General features: G+C 65.1%; 15 protein-coding genes. 8 read left to right on the top strand and 7 right to left on the bottom strand.

Annotated features, from left to right (window positions below):
• Nucleotides 1-648: 648 nt before the first annotated feature.
• Nucleotides 649-1,422 carry a gamma-glutamyl-gamma-aminobutyrate hydrolase family protein gene (locus CXY75_RS10970; protein ID WP_104082860.1) on the bottom strand — a complete coding sequence of 258 codons (774 nt, stop codon included), beginning with the start codon at nucleotides 1,420-1,422 and terminating at the stop codon, nucleotides 649-651.
• Between the two features lie 952 nt (nucleotides 1,423-2,374).
• Between CXY75_RS10970 and CXY75_RS10960 the strand changes: the two genes are divergently transcribed.
• The 5 genes from CXY75_RS10960 (at nucleotide 2,375) to CXY75_RS10940 (ending at nucleotide 7,223) form a co-directional block, all read left to right on the top strand.
• Nucleotides 2,375-3,106 carry a PspA/IM30 family protein gene (locus CXY75_RS10960; RefSeq protein ID WP_104082858.1) on the top strand — a complete coding sequence of 244 codons (732 nt, stop codon included), beginning with the start codon at nucleotides 2,375-2,377 and terminating at the stop codon, nucleotides 3,104-3,106.
• Between the two features lie 222 nt (nucleotides 3,107-3,328).
• Complete coding sequence (locus tag CXY75_RS10955) at nucleotides 3,329-4,162, top strand: arginase family protein (RefSeq protein WP_104082857.1); 834 nt, start codon at nucleotides 3,329-3,331, stop codon at nucleotides 4,160-4,162.
• A 191-nt stretch (nucleotides 4,163-4,353) separates the two neighbouring features.
• On the top strand, nucleotides 4,354-5,142 hold the full coding sequence (locus CXY75_RS10950; protein ID WP_104082856.1) for a crotonase/enoyl-CoA hydratase family protein: 789 nt from the start codon (nucleotides 4,354-4,356) through the stop codon (nucleotides 5,140-5,142).
• Between the two features lie 257 nt (nucleotides 5,143-5,399).
• Nucleotides 5,400-6,860 carry an NAD(P)/FAD-dependent oxidoreductase gene (locus CXY75_RS10945; protein WP_104082855.1) on the top strand — a complete coding sequence of 487 codons (1,461 nt, stop codon included), beginning with the start codon at nucleotides 5,400-5,402 and terminating at the stop codon, nucleotides 6,858-6,860.
• Between the two features lie 3 nt (nucleotides 6,861-6,863).
• Nucleotides 6,864-7,223 (top strand): Fe-S oxidoreductase, encoded by a 360-nt coding sequence (locus CXY75_RS10940; RefSeq protein WP_104082854.1) that lies wholly within the window; start codon nucleotides 6,864-6,866, stop codon nucleotides 7,221-7,223.
• Between the two features lie 158 nt (nucleotides 7,224-7,381).
• Here the strand turns inward: CXY75_RS10940 and CXY75_RS10935 are convergent, their stop codons facing one another.
• Together CXY75_RS10935 and CXY75_RS10930 are read right to left on the bottom strand one after the other, a co-directional pair.
• Nucleotides 7,382-8,872, bottom strand: coding sequence for a catalase (locus tag CXY75_RS10935; RefSeq protein WP_104082853.1), 1,491 nt, complete (start codon nucleotides 8,870-8,872; stop codon nucleotides 7,382-7,384).
• 46 nt (nucleotides 8,873-8,918) lie between these two features.
• Nucleotides 8,919-9,377, bottom strand: a complete 459-nt coding sequence (locus CXY75_RS10930; RefSeq protein WP_369826714.1) for a Fur family transcriptional regulator — start codon at nucleotides 9,375-9,377, stop codon at nucleotides 8,919-8,921.
• Nucleotides 9,378-9,471: 94 nt separating this feature from the next.
• On the opposite strand from CXY75_RS10930, the gene CXY75_RS10925 reads away from it, so the two are divergent.
• Nucleotides 9,472-11,529 carry an MMPL family transporter gene (locus CXY75_RS10925; protein WP_104082852.1) on the top strand — a complete coding sequence of 686 codons (2,058 nt, stop codon included), beginning with the start codon at nucleotides 9,472-9,474 and terminating at the stop codon, nucleotides 11,527-11,529.
• 15 nt (nucleotides 11,530-11,544) lie between these two features.
• Here CXY75_RS10925 and CXY75_RS10920 read toward each other — a convergent pair whose 3' ends face one another.
• Nucleotides 11,545-12,975 (bottom strand): amidase, encoded by a 1,431-nt coding sequence (locus tag CXY75_RS10920; RefSeq protein WP_104082851.1) that lies wholly within the window; start codon nucleotides 12,973-12,975, stop codon nucleotides 11,545-11,547.
• Nucleotides 12,976-13,052: 77 nt separating this feature from the next.
• Between CXY75_RS10920 and CXY75_RS10915 the strand changes: the two genes are divergently transcribed.
• A complete protein-coding gene (locus CXY75_RS10915) occupies nucleotides 13,053-13,877 on the top strand; it encodes an SDR family oxidoreductase (RefSeq protein ID WP_104082850.1) in 825 nt (274 codons plus the stop codon).
• Nucleotides 13,878-13,992: 115 nt separating this feature from the next.
• Nucleotides 13,993-14,541 carry a hypothetical protein gene (locus tag CXY75_RS10910; protein WP_146069447.1) on the top strand — a complete coding sequence of 183 codons (549 nt, stop codon included), beginning with the start codon at nucleotides 13,993-13,995 and terminating at the stop codon, nucleotides 14,539-14,541.
• Between the two features lie 228 nt (nucleotides 14,542-14,769).
• On the opposite strand, the gene CXY75_RS10900 is transcribed toward CXY75_RS10910, so the two are convergent.
• The 3 genes from CXY75_RS10900 to CXY75_RS10890 all read right to left on the bottom strand — a co-directional run bounded on the left by CXY75_RS10900 (nucleotide 14,770) and on the right by CXY75_RS10890 (nucleotide 17,512).
• A complete protein-coding gene (locus CXY75_RS10900) occupies nucleotides 14,770-16,122 on the bottom strand; it encodes an NAD(P)/FAD-dependent oxidoreductase (RefSeq protein ID WP_104082848.1) in 1,353 nt (450 codons plus the stop codon).
• Nucleotides 16,123-16,218: 96 nt separating this feature from the next.
• Nucleotides 16,219-16,797, bottom strand: a complete 579-nt coding sequence (locus tag CXY75_RS10895; protein ID WP_199182432.1) for a GNAT family N-acetyltransferase — start codon at nucleotides 16,795-16,797, stop codon at nucleotides 16,219-16,221.
• Nucleotides 16,790-17,512: a uracil-DNA glycosylase gene (locus tag CXY75_RS10890; RefSeq protein WP_233201847.1), complete on the bottom strand. Its 723-nt coding sequence runs from the start codon at nucleotides 17,510-17,512 to the stop codon at nucleotides 16,790-16,792. Before CXY75_RS10890 ends, CXY75_RS10895 begins: the two co-directional genes overlap by 8 nt.
• Nucleotides 17,513-17,533: the final 21 nt, after the last annotated feature.

Below are 17,533 nucleotides of genomic sequence, written 5' to 3'. Positions count from 1 at the left end.
TGAAAATGCTGCAGACAGAATGCCCAGAATGCCAACAAATGGTGTGGATCACGTCGGACACGCGCTTCGCGACCTACCATTCCCTGGCCAATTCCACAGCGGATTGCCCCGGTTCCCGAATGATCGTTCCAGTACCCCCGAAACAGACCGCCGCCAGCCGTCGTCGCGCTCAGGCAGAGTTGCTCGAGTGGGCACACGCCACGAGCTCGGTCAGTGCAGCATAGGCGACCAAACTCAGCCCGTTGAGGCGGCGGTGACTCGCCGCTTGTCGCACGTCTGGCGCAGCCGTCATGGGTGCACTTCCCATTTTTTCTTTTGCCAGCGCCTGATCGTTCGGTAGAATCTGCACGTCACTGCCGCAAAACTGACCGACTCCTACCGGCGAAAGCACGGGAGCAGATCCGATTTTTGATTTTTGTCAGCCTCTTCTCAGGCCATGCCCCGTACCGTTACACACGGAGTTCCCCCACTCCACGATTGGCCCCGGCATATTTCTCACCTCCCCCCAGGCGAGAAGTGCCGGGGCTTTTTCGGTTCTACCGAGATGCCGAGCGGGCGCCGCACGTTGCACCGCCCAGTCGCGAGATGCCACCTGTGGCCCCATGAACGTCCGGCCAGCGGATGCCTCCGGCTCGCCGGGAAGGATCGCTACGCGGCTAGGGCGGTAGCGTTGACAGCGAGAACGCGAGCCTCGTGCTGCCGAGCGAGCCCGGCGAGGAGCAGGGCGAGCTGGCCGACCGGGGAGTCGGGCGCCTCGGGGTGCCACTGCACGCCGGTGATCGGCGCACTCTCGTGTTCGAGGGCCTCGATCAGACCGTCGGGAGCGTGGGCCGCCGGCACGAGCCCGCTGCCGAGACGCCCAACGCTCTGGTGGTGCGCACTCTGAACCGAGATGTCGATCCGGCGAAGGGTCCGGCTCAGGGTGCTGTCAGCGGCCAGGGCTACGCCGTGGGTGGAGAGGATCTGGTCGATCGGCACGCCAACATTTTTGTGAATTCCATCATCAATGTGCTGCACGATGCTGCCGCCGAGGGCAACGTTGATAATCTGCAGGCCCCGGCAAATGCCCAGCAGTGGGGTGCCGAGTGCCAGCGCGCGCTGCACCAGAGCGATTTGGCCCTCGTCGGCGGTGGCGAAATGGTGCGTCTCGCCCTCGTATCCCGTTGAACCGCCGTAGAAGTGCGGCGTGATGTCTTCGCCGCCGACGATGACGAGGGCGTCGGCATCCGCTGTAATGTGCAGCAGGTCGGCGGGCGTGACATCGGCAGCGGCCACCCTCGTGACCGACCAGCCGGCAGCGGCAGCATCGGCGGCCAGGCGGGAATTGAGCACCTGCACCTTGGCGTGATACGCGGGGCGATCGGGGCGCGCTGCGGTGACCTCGACGACGGCGAGCATCCGCTTCGTGAATTCTTCGTTCATGCCGGGCTCCCGTCGGTGTCGATTCTGTTGCGCTGGTCTCAGTTTGCGGGTCCCGCGGGTCGCGAGTGAGCGCCCGTGTAACACGGGGCAACGTTCTGGCACACACACACAAGCGGATGCCCCGGCCGAAACCGGTGCTGGCTACAGCCGTCGTCGCGACGACGGCTGTAGTGGTTGTCATTGTCGGACCGGTATTAGACACGCGCAAGAGCACGCCGATGGCATCAATCTCGAACCAGGCCACGGCCTGCGCGGCCAACAAATTAGCGACGGTACGGTCCAGGGCCAGCGAGTGCCAGCCGGTTTTAAGCCCAGCGGGCAGGGTGGCCATCGTCGCCAGCTGCCCGTCGAGACCGGCGGCCCCGGCGGCGATCACACTCGAAGCTGACGGCATAGTGAGCGCCCAAGAACTTAACCTGAATCCACCATTCGGCATGCGGTTTTGACGGTGCTTTAAACCGATAATGCCTATCTGATCAGGTGAAATAGGACTTGTCTCGTGTTCAAATACACCGGCCAGATGAACACCTCGTAGATGCACGTTTCCCACACTACTGGTGCCGTTTCTGCATCATTCGACGACGCCATGTTATACGTTGCGAAAATCTCCCCGCCCGAAATGAGCACGTCCGTGCTGAACGTGACGTCGTTAAGAACGTTGAGGGCCGCTGATGCCGGCAGCGCGGCACACACCCGCAACCGGAAACGGACGATCAACGTGGAAATTTTCGGTGCTACCGATATTTTCCTGAGGAGTCCCCGTCAGTATAGAAGTCAGAATCACCCCCATTATGGGGATTATCTCCTGACAAGCGGGGTAGGGCATGACGCATCGCGAATGGTCGCCGCTGACCTGTTCCCAGACTCTCCCGACTCGTAGACCCTAAACTTTTCAGGTGTACCGGCTCGGGACCCCTCGTTGCCGACCGACTTCTTCTGAAAGGACCTCCGAATGACCAAGCAGTCCATTTTCGGCCGCATCTCCCAGCTCGCGAAGGCGAACATCAACGCCATCCTCGACTCGGCAGAAGACCCCCAGAAGATGCTCGACCAGATGGTGCGCGATTTCTCCAGCAGCATCTCCGACGCCGAGAGCGCGATCGCGGAGACCATCGGCAACCTGCGCCTGCTCGAAGATGACTACCGCGAAGACCAGGAAGCCGCCGTTGAGTGGGGTGGTAAGGCCCTCGCCGCGAGCCGCAAGGCCGACGAGCTGCGCCTCGGCGGCAACACCATTGACGCCGACAAGTTCGACAACCTCGCCAAGGTCGCCCTCGGTCGTCAGCTCACCTCAGAGAAAGAGGTGCGCACAGCCGAACCGCAGATTCAATCACAGACCGTTGTCGTCAATCAGCTCAAGACCGGCCTGAACACCATGAAAGAGAAGCTGGTGCAGCTCACCAACAAGCGGGCGGAGTTGGTCGCACGTTCCAAGACCGCACAGGCGCAAGCCCAGGTGATGGACGCCGTCAAGAGCATCGACATGATGGACCCGACCAGCGAGGTCAACCGCTTCGAAGACAAAATTCGCCGCGAAGAAGCTAAGGTTCGCGGCGCCCAGGAGCTTGCAGCGTCGAGCCTCGACGCCCAGTTCGAAAGCCTCGATGACCTCGGCGAGCTCACCGAAGTGGATGCCCGCCTCGCCGCCCTCAAAGCTGGCAACACCGCCGCGCTCGAGCGCTAAAACGGAGGCTGCCTCGCCGGTCGAGGCACGAGAAACGAGACCCACCAAGGATCTCGATCGCTCGCACGCTCGCGCATCAATCAACGAGCCCCTCCGCAGCCCGATCACCAGCGAGCGCGGCCTCCACAGCGAGCCATCCCGCATCCACTCACCCGGCCCCGTAAATCAACGACATTGGCGAAGCGAATGCCGCTAGCCCCGGCCACTGCGCCATACTGAAGTATGGCTCCCACCTTCGTTGTAGTGCCGCAATGGCAGGGTTCGATTTCTCCGCGCGCAATGCGTCTGGTCGATGGGGCCGCGGCCGTTCAGGGCGATCTGCCCTTTTCGGCCACGCGACTGGTCGACGTTCCGGTCGAAGCCGGTGACGCCCTCGATACCGGCGTGCGTCGGTTCTCGACGATCCAGCAGGTGCGTGAGCGCCACACCGCGGTGCTGGGCGACACGACCGATTGGGCGCTCTCAATCGGCGGCGACTGCGGCATCTCGCTCGCGGCCGTCGAACACGCGGCCCGCTTGCATCCGGGTGACCTGGCCGTCGTCTGGTTCGACGCCCACCCTGACCTGCACACGCCCGAATCCTCGCCGTCTGGCGGATTCTGTGGCATGGTGCTGCGCGCAATCAGCGGAGAGGGCCCGGCCGAATTGAAGCTCGCCGCAGCCAGCACTGTGTCGCTCGACAATGTCGTGCTCGCTGGCATTCGCGATGTCGACGATGCCGAAGACGAACTGCTCGAGGAGCGGAGCCTCGTGAGCATCTCCTGCTCTGAATTGACCGACCCCGCCGCCCTCGTTGCTGCCGTGGCTTTAACCGGCGCGAAACATGTCTTCGTGCATATCGACCTCGACGTGCTCGATCCCGCTGCGCTTGCCGGCCTGAACGATCTGATTCCGTTCGGGCTCAGCGTTGCCGATCTCGGCGGCGCGATCACCGCGCTTCGCGCCGAGTTCACCGTCGCCGGGGCGACCATTTGCGGGTTCGCGCCGGCTTCGCCCGAGGCTGCGAGCGATGACCTTCCGAGCATTCTGCGCATCATCGGGGCGCTCACGCGCTAGTCGACGCTTGGACTACCCATCTAATTTTTCGCGCATAACTCCTGCAATTTCAGGCTGGCCGAAGCCGCACCCGCGTCATTCCGGGCAAGGTCTGAGGACGTCCACACGAATTGCAGGAGTTATACACGCGCGGGGGCTGTACGTACACGCCGCGTCCGCCCAGCCGCGTCACCCAAGCCACTGGAGGCAACATGACCGATCAGCCCCGCATCCTCACCGAACGTCGCGGCCACATTCTGCTGATTGGGTTCAACCGGCCCGAGAAACGCAACGCCGCCGATTTCGCCCTGCTCCAGCAGCTGGCTCTCGCCTACGGCGAACTCGACCGCGACCCCCAGCTGCGCGTTGGCCTGGTCTACGCGGTGGGCGAGCACTTCACAGCTGGTCTCGACCTCGCCGATATCGGCCCGAGGCTCGGTCCGACCGGACTCGAGATGGTGCCGGAGGGCGGCATTAATCCGTGGCAAGTGGATGGCCAATCCCTCACCAAACCTGTCGTCATCGCCGTGCAGGGCACCTGTCTCACCCTCGGAATCGAGCTCATGCTCGCGAGCGACATCGTGGTCGCCGCCGAATCGACCAAGTTCGGCCAGATCGAGGTGGCCCGGGGTATTCTGCCGTTCGGTGGCGCCACGATTCGGTTTCCGCGCGCGGCCGGCTGGGGCAACGCCATGCGCTGGCTGCTCACCGGCGACCTGTTCGACGCGGCCGAGGCGCATCGTCTGGGCCTCGTGCAGGAGATCGTTCCCGACGGCGCCCAGTTTGACCGGGCGCTCGAGCTCGCCGCGAAGATCGCTGCCCAGGCGCCCCTCGCCGTGCAGGCCACCCTGGCCAACGCGCGGCTGGCGCAGCGGGACGGTCCAGCATCCGCTGAAGAAGCGTTGCAGCCGTCGCTGGCCCGCCTGATTCAGACCGAGGACTCCCGCATCGGCATGCAATCCTTCACGGCCCGCACCGCCGCCATCTTCGTCGGCCACTAACCCGGCGCGGAGCCCCACGGGCTCTCGCATCCACTCGCGAGATTCCAGCTGTGGCCCCATGATAGGTCTTCTAGGGGCCACAGGTGGCAGGTCACGAACAGCCGAGCGGCCAGAACTGGCAGCTCGCGCCGCCGCCGGCTTCGTCGCCCACAACACTCCCCTACCTCGTGCGCATCTCCCTTCTAAACCGGGTCCGAGCGCGAACCTCGCGGTAGGCTGCATGAAACCGATCGCGCCATCTCAATGAAGGAGATTCCATGTCGAAGAGCTACGACGTCATCGTGATTGGCGGAGGCGCTGTCGGTGAGAACGCCGCCGACCGCACAGCACAGGGTGGCCTCCGCACGGTCATCGTCGAAAGCGACCTCGTCGGCGGGGAATGCTCCTACTGGGCCTGCATGCCCTCGAAAGCGCTACTACGGAGCGGCGTAGCCCTCGCGGCGGCCCGGCGCGTGCCCGGCGCAGCCGAGGCCATCACCGGAACCGTCGACGTGCGCGCCGCCCTCAAACAACGCGACTCCATTACCAGTCACTGGAACGACGACGGCCAGGCGAAATGGCTCCACTCGGCTGGCATCGACCTTGTGCGCGGCCACGCCCGCATCACCGGCACGAAAGAGGTCACCGTGACCGCAGCCGACGGAAGCGTGACGGTACTCACCGCCACGCATGCCGTTGTCGTGAGCACCGGGTCAGCCGCGTTGCTGCCCGACATTCCCGGCCTCGCCCAAACGAACCCGTGGACCAGCCGTGACGCGACGAGCGCCCAGCAGATCCCCGCCCGCCTCGCCGTGATCGGCGGCGGAATCGTCGCTGCCGAGATGGCCACAGCGTATGCCTCGCTCGGCTCGACGGTGACCGTGATCGCCCGCAGCTCCCTGCTCGGCGGGCACGAACCCTTCGCTGGCGAACTCGTCACCGCAGCCCTCCAAGCCAGCGGAGTGACCGTGCTCGTCGGCCCATCCACGATCAAGGCGCACCGTGAAGACGACACCGTCGTGCTCACCCTCGACGAGGGCAGCACCGTCACCGCCGAGAAAGTGCTGGTCGCCGTTGGGCGCACCCCGCGCACGCACGACCTGGGCTTGGATACCGTCGGACTCGAGTCTGGCGACTGGCTCACAGTCGACGACACCATGCTCGTGCAGGGCGACTCCCCCGCACTGGCCGGCGACTGGCTCTACGCCACCGGCGACGTCAACCACCGCGCCCTGCTCACCCACCAGGGCAAATACCAGGCCCGCGCGGCCGGCGACGCGATCGTGACCCGCGCGGCCGGCAGCGCCGTCGACGACGCCCCGTGGGGGGCGCACGTGGCGACAGCCGATCACGCTTCCGTTCCCCAGGTCACGTTCACCGACCCGGAGGTGGCTTCGGTCGGGCTGACCGCAGCGTCTGCGGTGAAGGCGGGGTTTCGCATCCGTATTTTGGATTACGACCTGGCCAACCTAGGCGGCGCCTCGGTACTCGCGGTCGGTTACGTCGGCAAGGCGCGGGCGATCGTCGACCTCGACCGCGAGGTTCTACTCGGCGTGACCTTTGTCGGGCAAGACGTTGCTGAGCTACTGCACTCGGCCACGATCGCCATCGTCGGCGAGGTACCCATCAACCGCCTCTGGCACGCGGTGCCCAGCTTCCCGACGTTGAGCGAGGTCTGGCTGCGCCTGCTCGAAGCCTACGGACGTCCAGGGTTCGCCGACGCCAACGAAAACGAATAGCGGATGCGCCGCCTCCTCTTTGATTCATCGGTCAGCCGGGCCGGCTACCTCTACGCCACCGCGGTCGGGCTGGTCTGGGGCTCAATCTGGAGCACAGGACGGGTCGAGAAGCGCGCTGGCCTGTACGTGTTTCGCGGCATGCCGCCGTGGACCTTTGGGCGCGGCGGCTCCTGCGTTGGCGGTTGTTATCTCACCAATCACAACGTCACCGCGGATGTGCTTGAGCATGAGGCCGTGCACAAACGCCAGTGGCAGCGCTTCGGCATGGTTTTTCCGCTGCTCTACGCGGTTGCCGGGCGCAATCCGCTGAAGAACCGCTTCGAGATCCAGGCTGGCCTGAAAAAGGGCGGCTACCTGCGCTAGGTCGGCCGCCGTGGTTCGCGACCCGCAGCATCCACTCCCGCGAGGGGTCGAGAATCGCCCCAAACCACCCCTCGAACGGTCGATCTGCGCCCCCCACGAGCAGCACCAGCGCACACAAAACCGCCCGGCCTGAAAAAGGCCGGGCGGTGCAGGACGTGCTACTGAGCCGCCACGTACTCCGCGTCGAGCGCGGCAGCCTCAGCGAACACGGCGAGGTTCGCGCGCAGCTTGGCACCGAGATCGGCGTCAACACTGGTCCAGTACCAAATGGCACGCTCGGTCACCTCTGGGCGCGTCACTCCGCTGATGGCACCGGTGATGGTGTCGAGGAAGCGTGCCTTGGCGGCGTCATCGTAGACCTCGCGGTACAGCGTTCCGGCCTGGCCGAAATCGCTGTCCTCGCTGCGGAGGGTCGCGGCGGAACGCAGCAGCTCGCCGTCGCTCTCCCAGGAGCCTTCGCCGGCAGCTGCCGGGTCAGCGACCGGACCACCGAGGGAGTTGGGAGCGTAGTTCGGTTCGGTCGGCGCGTTGTAGTAATGACGCTGCGCACCGTCCTGCGAGTAGTTGTTGACCGGGCTCAGGGCAGCGTTGATCGGCAGCTGCGCGTAGTTGGTGCCCACGCGGTAGCGCTGCGCATCTGGGTAGGAGAAGATGCGCGCCATGAGCATTTTGTCGGGGCTCGCCGCAATTCCGGGAACGAGGTTGGCCGGCGAGAACGCGGCCTGCTCGATTTCGGCGAAGAAGTTCGCCGGGTTGCGGTTGAGGGTGTGGGTGCCGACCGGAATGAGCGGGAAGTCAGCGTGCGGCCAGACCTTGGTCACGTCGAACGGGTTGAACCGGTAGGTCTTGGCCTGCTCGTACGGCATGACCTGCACGGAGACGTTCCAGGACGGGAAGTTGCCGGCGGCGATAGCGTCGGAGAGGTCGCGACGGTAGTAGTCGGCGTCGGCTCCGGCGATGAGCTCGGCCTCTGCCCCTTCCATCTCGATGTTGCCCTGATTGGATTCGAAGTGGTACTTCACCCAGAAACGCTCGCCCGCGGCGTTGATCCACTGGTACGTGTGCGAGCCGAAGCCGGGCATGGTGCGCCACGAGGTCGGCAGGCCGCGGTCACCCATGAGGTAGGTGACCTGGTGGGCCGATTCCGGAGAGAGCGTCCAGAAGTCCCACTGCATGGTCGCGTCGCGCAGGCCAGTGCCCGGCAGGCGCTTCTGCGAGTGGATGAAGTCGGGAAACTTAATGCCGTCACGAATGAAGAACACCGGGGTGTTGTTGCCGACGATGTCGTAGTTACCCTCGGTCGTGTAGAACTTGACCGAGAAGCCGCGCACGTCGCGCCAGGTGTCCGGGCTACCCTGCTCGCCCGCGACACTGGAGAAACGCTGCAGGGTCGGGGTCGTGGTGCCTGGCTGAAAAACGGCCGCGCGCGTGTACTTCGAAACGTCACCGGTCACCACGAACTCGCCGTGCGCTCCGCCACCTTTGGCGTGCACGATGCGCTCCGGAATGCGCTCCCGGTTGAACTGGGCGAGCTTCTCGACCAGGTAGCGGTCGTGCAGCGCGGTGACGCCGTCGGCGCCGACGGTGAGCGAGTGCGCGTCGCTGGCGACGGGCGTTCCCGTCTGATCGGTAGTGGGCTTGTTAGTCATGGTGCTCCTTGGGTCTGGATCGGCAACGCGGCGTGAGTGAAGAAAATTATGGGTGGGTAGTTTCCAGCTGGCACTGTGCGCAGAGGCCCCAGTAGATGACCTCGGCGGCGCGCACATCGAAACCGAGCGCATCCGCTGGGGTGAGGCAGGGGGCGTGGCCGACGGCGCACTCAACGTCGTGCACGACGCTGCAGCGGGTGCAGACGATGTGATGATGGTTATCGTCGACCCGACGTTCGAACAGTGCTGGCGAACCGGCCGGTTCAATCTTGCGTACCAGTCCGGCAGTGGCGAAGGCGGCAAGCACCCCGTATACGGCCTGCAGGGAGGTGCCCGGAAGCTCGGAGTGCACCGCGCCGAACAGGGCATCGGCGTTGGAGTGCGGAGAGTCGGAGAGTGCACGCAGCACGGCCAGACGCGGCGCAGTTACCTTGAGACCGGCCAAACGGATACTGTCGGCCAGCAACCCAGCGTCGGCCACACGCTGGCTCGAGTCGGTCATCATGCGTTCACCGTAGCATTTGTTTTGAGTAATTCAAAACAAGCCACAAAGTATCTACCTAGCTAAGATAGCGATCACCGAGGTTCTGGGAGGAATCGTGCTCGCGATCACGCGCTTCATCACCGGCAAACGCACCGCCTGGGCGGTACTGCTCGGCACCGTTATTGCCGTCGGAGTGCTATTCGCGGTGCTCCCTGCCAATGAATCCGCGGACTTTCCGACCGCCGGCCTGCCCGAGAGCAGCCAGGCCGCCCAGGTCACCGAACTTCTCGCCGAGTTTCCCTCGGCCGACCAGACGGCGGCAATCGTGGTCTGGAGCCGGGACGGCGCCGCCCTCACGGAGGCCGACCAGAACGCGATCACCGTCGCAGCAGACCAACTCGGTGCCATGTCGATCGCCCCGAAAGCGACCACACCGCGGTTCAGCGATGACGGGCGGGCTGGGCTGAGCGTGGTGCCGCTGGAGTCGGCGAGCGCGACGGCCGATATTGCCAAGACGGCCACCGACATCCGTTCGACGGCGTCGAACGCCCTGCCAGTTGGACTAACCGCCTTTGTCACCGGACCGGTCGGCTTTCAGGCCGACATTACCAACGCCTTTGCCGGAGCCGACTTTCGACTCTTGCTCGTAACGGTGATCGTGGTCGCGGTGCTGCTCATCGTGACCTACCGCAGCCCAGTGCTCTGGATCGTGCCCCTGGCCGTTGTCGGCCTCGCCGACGGTCTCGCCGGCAAGGTCGCCGGCGCACTGGCCGAACCGCTCGGTTTCACCCTCGACGCCTCGATCTCGGGCATTCTCTCCGTGCTCGTGTTCGGTGCCGGTACCAACTATGCGCTGCTGCTCGTGGCCCGTTATCGGGAAGAACTACTGCACACCGAGAATCGCACTGCCGCGATGCGCACCGCCGTGACGAGCGCTGGCCCAGCCATCGCGGCGAGCGGCGGCACGGTCGCGCTGAGCCTTCTCACCCTGGTCTTCGCCGAGCTAGCCGGCAACCGCGCACTCGGCATCGCCTGCGCCATCGGCGTGCTCATCGCGATCGGGTTTGCTCTAGTCGTGCTGCCGGCCGCGCTCGTGGTGTGCGGGCGTGGCCTGTTCTGGCCGTTCATTCCTCGGGTGCAGGATCAGGCCGCATCGGTGCGCACCGGCTTCTGGACCAGGCTCGGTCGGGGTGTGTCGAAGCACCCGGCGACCATCACGGTGGTGTCGGTGGTGGCCATCGGTTCCCTCGCGTTCGGGCTGAACGGCGCCGCCGTGGGGCTCTCCCAGGCCGACCAGTTGCTCGGCAACCCGGAGTCCGTTCGTGCGCAGGAGATCGTGGATGCGTCTTTTTCGGCGGGGCTGACCAGCCAGACGGTCGTTCTGGCACCAGAGACAGCATCCGCTGACGCCGTGGCTGTCGCCCTCGCCGCCCGGGGGGTCTCCTCGGCGGTGGCCGGCGAGAACGCCGATGGCCGCACCCGCATCGACGTCACGCTCGACAGTGAACCGGGCAGCGATACGACCTTTGCGACTATCGCCGCACTGCGCACCGATTTAGCGGATGCTCCTGGCGCGGTTTCGCAATCACTGGTCGGGGGCAGCGATGCCACGGCCCTCGATACGAAGATCAGCGCCGAACGGGACCAGGACCTGATTCTGCCGCTGATCCTGGGCATCGTGTTTCTCATTCTGGCGCTGCTGCTGCGCTCCCTCGTGGCGCCGGTACTGCTGATTGCGACCGTGCTCGGCACCTTCTTCGCGAGCCTCGGCGCCTCGAACCTGATCTTTCAGAACCTGCTCGGGTTTGCCGCGTTCGACACCAACGTCGTGCTGTTCTCCTTTCTCTTTCTGGTGGCGCTCGGCGTGGATTACAACATCTTTCTGACCACGCGAGCGCGGGAAGAAGCCCGGCGCCATGGCACGCGGGAAGGCATGGTGCGAGCGCTCTCCTCGACCGGCGCGGTGATCACGAGCGCCGGAATTTTGATCGCGGCGGTATTCGCCGTGCTCGGAGTGTTGCCGGTTGTGGCGTTGACCCAAATCGGCGTGATCGTTTGCATCGGGGTACTGCTCGACACCCTCGTCGTACGCACCGTGCTGGTTCCAGCCCTGGTGTTTCTGGTCGACGACCGGTTTTGGTGGCCGTCGCGGCCGGTGGCGGCGCGCCGGTAGGCACGCGCCGGCAGGCTACGCCGGCTCGGGCGGCACCCGATCCTGCCAACGGATGCGGCGCTCCAGCTGCGCACCGAGCGCGAGCAGCGTCGCCTCACCGCCGGGTCGACCAATGAGCTGCACGCCCATCGGCAGGCCGTCGTCGGTTTGGTGCACCGGCAGCACGATGGCTGGCAGCCCGCTCACATTGATCATCGAGGTGAACGGTGTGTACTGCACCTGCTGGGCGAAGTTCGCCTCGCCGTCGTGAGCGTCGTACCAGCCGACCGGCCGCGGCGTCAGCGCCATCGCTGGGGTGAGCACGGCATCAAACTTCGACAGCTGGTGAATGAACGAGCGCTCGAACGCGCTCAGCGCGGCGAGCGCCTCGGCCAGGTCGCGGGCCCCAAGCGCGCGTCCGCGGGCGAGCAGCCACTGGGTCAGAGGCTCGAGTAGGGCGATTTCGGCCTCGGTGTTGGCGGGGATGCTCGCCGCTCCGGCCTGCCAGATGGTTCTAAACGCCGGCGCGAAGCTCGGGTCGGGTACCAGCGCTGTCTCTTCGAGTCCGTGGTGCAGGGCGGCGAAACCCGTGACGGCGAGGTCGAGCGCGGCCTGCGCTTCGGGGGCGATCGTTATGGAGTAGTCATCGTCCCAGGCCGATGTGGTCATGACGCCCAGCTGAAAGCGGCCCTCAGCGCGCACGGCGGCGGCCAGCAGCGGGGCCTCGTCTCCCGGGGCTCGAAGGGCGAAGTGGTGGTCGGGGCGACCGTCTCGGGGCGCGATCATGGCGTCGAGCAGGAGCGCGGCATCCGCTACCGTGCGCGCCAGGGGGCCGCCGACCGACAGACCGGCCAGCTTGTCGATTCCGGATGCCGCCGGCACCCGTCCGCGGGAGGGTTTCAGCCCGACGAGACCGCAGGCGGCAGCGGGTATGCGAATCGAGCCGCCACCGTCGGAGCCGGGGGCGAACGGCACGAGGCGCGCAGCGACAGCGGTGGCGGCACCGCCACTGGATCCCCCGGCACCGAGGTCGAGGTTCCACGGGTTCCGAGCCGGCGGCGCAGCGAGACTTTCGGTATAAGAGGGCAACCCGAATTCTGGCGTGTTGGTCTTTCCCAGGCTGACTCCCCCGGCGTCGTCGAGCGCCAGCACGAGGTCGTCCGACTCCTCGGGTACGTAGTTCGCGAACAGGCGCGAGCCGAACCCGGCTGGCACCCCTGCACGTGATTGCAGGTCTTTGTCGGCAAACGGGATGCCCCAGAGCGGCGCGGTGCGCGGCATCCGTTCTTCGACGAACCGAGCCCTGACCCTGGCCGTCTCCGCTGTCACCGTGACGAAGGCACCGAGCGCCGGATTGAACTTCTCGATGCGGGCGAGATAATGCCCGGCGAGCTCGCTCGGGCTAATGTCGCCGTTCTGCAGGGCCTGCCATTGTTCAAGGGCGGTCAGTTCGTGTGGATCAGCCATGACCCGAGCCTACTTCGACCGGGCCGGCCGGCCAGCCAGCACTGGCCGTTGCCGCGCAACGAGGCTAGCTTTAAGCCATGGCTAGCGCTTTGTACAACCCCATCGGCACCACCGCGCTCATCACCGGAGCGTCGAGCGGACTCGGCGTCGGCTACGCCCACGAACTCGCCCAGCGGGGTGCAGATTTGGTGCTCGTCGCTCGCCGGCAGGCCCGCCTCGAAGCCCTCGCGGTCGACCTGGCCGAGAAATACGGCACCGTCTCCACCGTCATTCCGCTCGATCTCACCGAAGCGGATGCCGTTCCCGAGCTGGTGCGCGACCTCCGCGAGCGAAAGATCACCATCGGAACGCTGGTAAACAATGCGGGATTTGCCACCTTTGGCACCGTGCTCGACTCCGACCAGGCGCGCGAGCGGGAGCAGGTGGCACTCAATGTGCACGTACTGACGGCGCTGACCCACGCCTTTCTGCCCGATCTGGTCGAGACCGCCTCGCTGCATCCACACACGGCGGCCCTCGTCAACCTGGCCAGCACCGCTGCGTTCCAGCCGGTGCCGCGCATGGCGGTATACGGTGCGACCAAGGCCTACGTGCTCAGCTACACCGAGGCGGTCAGCTACGAAACCCGGGCCAGCGGCCTGAAAGTGACAGCAATTTGCCCGGGCCCGGCCGACACCGAGTTCTTCGAGGTCGCCCAGACCAGCAGCGGCAAGAAGGGCACGCCGCTGACAGTCGACGAGGTCATGCGCGCCTCTTTCTCGGCGCTCGACCGCTCGGTGACCCCGTCGGTCGTGCTGGTCGGCGCCCGCAACGCACTGCTGGCCCGAATAGCCAGCATCTACCCACGGCGCGCCGTATTGAACGCCGTCGGCCGAATGAACACCCCCCGCGACGCCAGGTAGCGCAGTTAATCAGCGCATCCGAACTTGCAAAAGCCCGGTGAGGGAGGCGCCGGAGCCGTGGAATACGGTCAGGGTGGATCAGGCCGAGGTGAGCGCCATCCGCTAGATTTTGCCCATGACGAAACCACAAGGGGTTGGCCCCTACGAGAAAGTGACGCAGCGCGCGTGGCCGGAATGGGTTGCTCTGATTGATGGGAGGGGCGGCAGAGAACTTTCTCATCCCGACATCGTGCCGCTGGTGCAGCAGGAGATTGCGCACCTGAATCTCGCGAACGACGGCTGGTGGGCGCAGGGCATCACGATCGCCTACGAGCAGCACATCGGCCGCCGCATCCCTGGACAGCAAGGCGACGGCACCTTTGCCGCCAGCATCAGCAAGACGGTACTGGGCTCGATGGATGTGGCTCTCGCTGCCTGGATCGCCCTAGTCGACGGCCGCACCTCGTTCAACGGGATCAAGGTGACGGACGGGCCCACCACTTCAGCGACCGGGAAGTGGCGCTATTGGCGTTGCGGGTTGGAGGATGAATCTCGTGTCAACGTCACTGTTAACGAGGCGGCACCCGGCAAGTGCCGGGTGGCGGTGCAACACGGTCAGCTTGTCTCGTCAGAGGCTGCGTCCGACTGCAAGGCATATTGGAAGGCTCTACTCGCTGGGCTGTGACCGGTGCACGTTGTCACCGATCACTGATCGGAGACGCATTGCTGGCTCGGAGCCTGCACGTGGCCGACATCATGAGCCGAACCTCGACCAGCTTCGCAAAAGTCAACGGTGACCGCGTGTGGTACCCACCAGAAGAGTAACCAACGAGGCTACCAGTTCGGATCCGAGCCGGTAGTGGAGTTCTTGAGCGAGCATGCACCGCGAACAGTCATCCCCGGTGACGCCGGGTCAGAGCATGGAGCCGAGGTCGGAGCCGATCGAGGGGTAAGTCGCGGTCGTCGATTTCAGCTGTCGAGTGGTGAGACCCAGCTTGATGGCGAGGCCGAAGGTGTTGATCAGTTCCGCGTAGTCGGGACCGAATAGATGAGCCCCGAGAATTTGATCGGTCGCCGTATCGATGATGACCTTCGTCGCCGCGGCGGTCTCGCCGACTCGGTAGTTGGAGTACCAGCCACCGGTGTCGTTGTAGCGCACAGTGATGTCACGGCCGTCTCGGCGGGCTTCGTGCTCGAGCATGCCGACACGGTTCAACTCGGGGATTGTGAAAACGGTTGTGGGGACCCCGGCGTAGTCGGGCACGGTAGTGGTTCCCTTGAGCATGTTCGACGCTGCCACCTTGCCCTCGAACACCGCTACGGGGGTGAGGCGACGTCCAGGGGTGTCGGCAACGTCGCCGGCGGCGAACACCGCGGGATTGCTGCGGCTTTGCAGGTGTCCAAAAACATCAATGCCCCGTGGACCCCAGGCAATGTTCGCAGCTGCAAGATTCAGACCGTCGAGGTATGGAACCCGGCCGGCACCGTGCACCACCAGATCGGTGTCGATCATGGTCTTAACGCCAGCCTGATCGACCGCTACCTGAAGCCCCGTTGCGGTGCGAGTTACTTTGGTGACCGTGCTTGAGCGGTTCACACGGATGCCGACATGCTCGCTCTTGCGCACGACCACGTCGACGAGGTCGGGGTCGAATTCGCGCAGCGGGCGGTCGCCGCGATCGACGATCACACAGTCCACGCCAGCTCGGGCTGCGATATGCGCGAACTCGAACGAGACGAAACCACCACCGACGAACACGATCCGACCGGGCAATGCCTCGAGGTTGAGAAAGTCGGTACTGTCGATCAGGTGCTCATGGCCGGAAAAATCGAGCGGGCGCGGCCCCGCGCCGGTAGCGATCAGAAACCGCTTCGCCCGGTGCTGCACGCTGTCGATCTCGAGATGATTTGGTCCCGCGAATTGGGCCGTGCCATGAAAGGTTGCCACGCCGTTTCGCACGAGTTCGTCTTCAATACCCCGCGGCACACCATCGGTGAAGCCTCGCTTATGACGCATCAGGGCCGACCAGTCAAGCGTCAGCTCGTTCTCGCTGATGCCCTTGCCCCGCATCAGGTGAGCGGCATCGATCACTTCAGCGCCCCGGCGCAGAATCTTCTTCGGATCACATCCGCGCAGCGCACACGTGCCGCCGTACGGGAGCGAGTCGACAATGCCAACCCGCCACCCCTTCGCAGCGCACCTGTTGGCCGCTGTGATACCGGCCATTCCGGCGCCGATAACGAACAGATCGTATTCCTCAGTCATACCGTGCTCCTTCCCGCTCAGAGAGTTGTCTTACACACAAGTATTCTCCGCCGGGCTGCGGAGCTGCCCGAAGATAACGAAACGGGGCCAGCGGGCCTACTTCAGGCTTTTTTGCAGCAAAATAGTGCCGAGCCAGCGCTCGAACTTGAAGCCGACTTTACCCATGCGGCCGATCTCCTCGAAGCCGGAGTCGCGGTGCAGCTTGATCGAGGCATCCGCTCCCTGATCGGCGATGACGGCAATGATTTCCTTGAGGCCGGCCGCCTTCGACCGTGTGATCAGCTCGGCGAGTAGCTCGCGGCCAAGGCCCTTACCAGTCGATGCTGCGCCGAGGTAAATCGAGTTTTCGACCGTGAACCGGTAGGCCTTCTTCTGCTTCCACGGGGCGACCAGGGCGTAGCCAAGAATTTGACCAGCCGGCGACACCGCAACGATGAACGGCATTCCCTGCTTGGTCAGATAGTAAAACTTGTCACGCCACTCGGTGAGCGTCATAGCATCTTCGTCAAAGGTGACGGTGCTGTTGGCGACGTAATAATTATAGATTTCGCGAATATCCGGCAGGTCGGTCGCCTGCACCTCGCGCATCGTGTAGTCAAATGGCGCCTCGGTCGCGATTTCCGGCCGCAGGTGGCGGGGCAGCCGACGACGAGGCTCGTATTCTTCCTCAAGCACCGGGCACTCCCCTTTCTGGTTGATTCCAGATTACCGGAAGCGCCCACTGCACCGGTGCAGCCCCCTGCAGGGTGAGCAACCGATTGGCGCCGCTGAACGGCTTCGAGCCAAAAAATCCGCGGCGAGCCGACAGCGGACTCGGATGTGCCGATTCGATGACCGGTGTGTCGCCGAGCAGGGGCTTCAGCTTGCCGGCATCCTGTCCCCACAAAATCGCCACGAGCGGATGCCCCCGCCCCACCAGCGCACGAATAGCCTGGTCGGTCACCGCCTCCCAGCCGCGCCGCCGATGCGAACCGGCCGCGCCGGCCCCCACGCTGAGCACGCGGTTCAGCAGCAGCACCCCTTGATCGGTCCAGGCCGAGAGGTCGCCGTGCTCGGGGCGCGGCAGGCCGAGATCGGTTTCGAGTTCGGTGTAGATGTTACCGAGGCTGCGTGGCAACGGCCGTACGTCGGCGTTGACGGCGAAGGCCAGACCGAGCGGGTGCCCCGGAGTGGGGTACGGGTCCTGCCCGACGATGAGCACCCGCACGGCATCAAACGGCTGGCGAAAGGCGCGCAACAGGTGCTCAGGAGCTGGCAGCACCTCGCGGCCCGCTGCGCGTTCGCTCGCCAGAAACTTGCCGGCTCCGGTGAGATCATCGGCCACCGGCGCGAGCGCCCGGGCCCAGCCCGCGTCAATCTGACCGCTCGCGGCGAGCTCATCAAGGGTCACCAGGTCACCGTTCGCACCGGC

Origin of the sequence: Cryobacterium sp. Y11 (genome assembly GCF_002929535.1) — a bacterium.
Lineage (GTDB): Bacteria > Actinomycetota > Actinomycetes > Actinomycetales > Microbacteriaceae > Cryobacterium.
The sequence above is the reverse complement of the archived record's forward strand: the minus strand, read 5'-3'. Positions and strand labels throughout refer to the sequence as shown.

What these genes read in the sequence shown, in the direction of transcription:
- CXY75_RS10950 (WP_104082856.1), top strand. Translation starts at nt 4,354, where the DNA reads ATGACCGATCAGCCCCGCATCCTCACCGAACGTCGCGGCCACATTCTG.
- CXY75_RS10930 (WP_369826714.1), bottom strand. Translation starts at nt 9,377, where the DNA reads ATGATGACCGACTCGAGCCAGCGTGTGGCCGACGCTGGGTTGCTGGCC.
- CXY75_RS10955 (WP_104082857.1), top strand. Translation starts at nt 3,329, where the DNA reads ATGGCTCCCACCTTCGTTGTAGTGCCGCAATGGCAGGGTTCGATTTCT.
- CXY75_RS10940 (WP_104082854.1), top strand. Translation starts at nt 6,864, where the DNA reads ATGCGCCGCCTCCTCTTTGATTCATCGGTCAGCCGGGCCGGCTACCTC.
- CXY75_RS10910 (WP_146069447.1), top strand. Translation starts at nt 13,993, where the DNA reads ATGACGAAACCACAAGGGGTTGGCCCCTACGAGAAAGTGACGCAGCGC.
- CXY75_RS10945 (WP_104082855.1), top strand. Translation starts at nt 5,400, where the DNA reads ATGTCGAAGAGCTACGACGTCATCGTGATTGGCGGAGGCGCTGTCGGT.
- CXY75_RS10970 (WP_104082860.1), bottom strand. Translation starts at nt 1,422, where the DNA reads ATGAACGAAGAATTCACGAAGCGGATGCTCGCCGTCGTCGAGGTCACC.
- CXY75_RS10935 (WP_104082853.1), bottom strand. Translation starts at nt 8,872, where the DNA reads ATGACTAACAAGCCCACTACCGATCAGACGGGAACGCCCGTCGCCAGC.
- CXY75_RS10920 (WP_104082851.1), bottom strand. Translation starts at nt 12,975, where the DNA reads ATGGCTGATCCACACGAACTGACCGCCCTTGAACAATGGCAGGCCCTG.
- CXY75_RS10915 (WP_104082850.1), top strand. Translation starts at nt 13,053, where the DNA reads ATGGCTAGCGCTTTGTACAACCCCATCGGCACCACCGCGCTCATCACC.
- CXY75_RS10900 (WP_104082848.1), bottom strand. Translation starts at nt 16,122, where the DNA reads ATGACTGAGGAATACGATCTGTTCGTTATCGGCGCCGGAATGGCCGGT.
- CXY75_RS10960 (WP_104082858.1), top strand. Translation starts at nt 2,375, where the DNA reads ATGACCAAGCAGTCCATTTTCGGCCGCATCTCCCAGCTCGCGAAGGCG.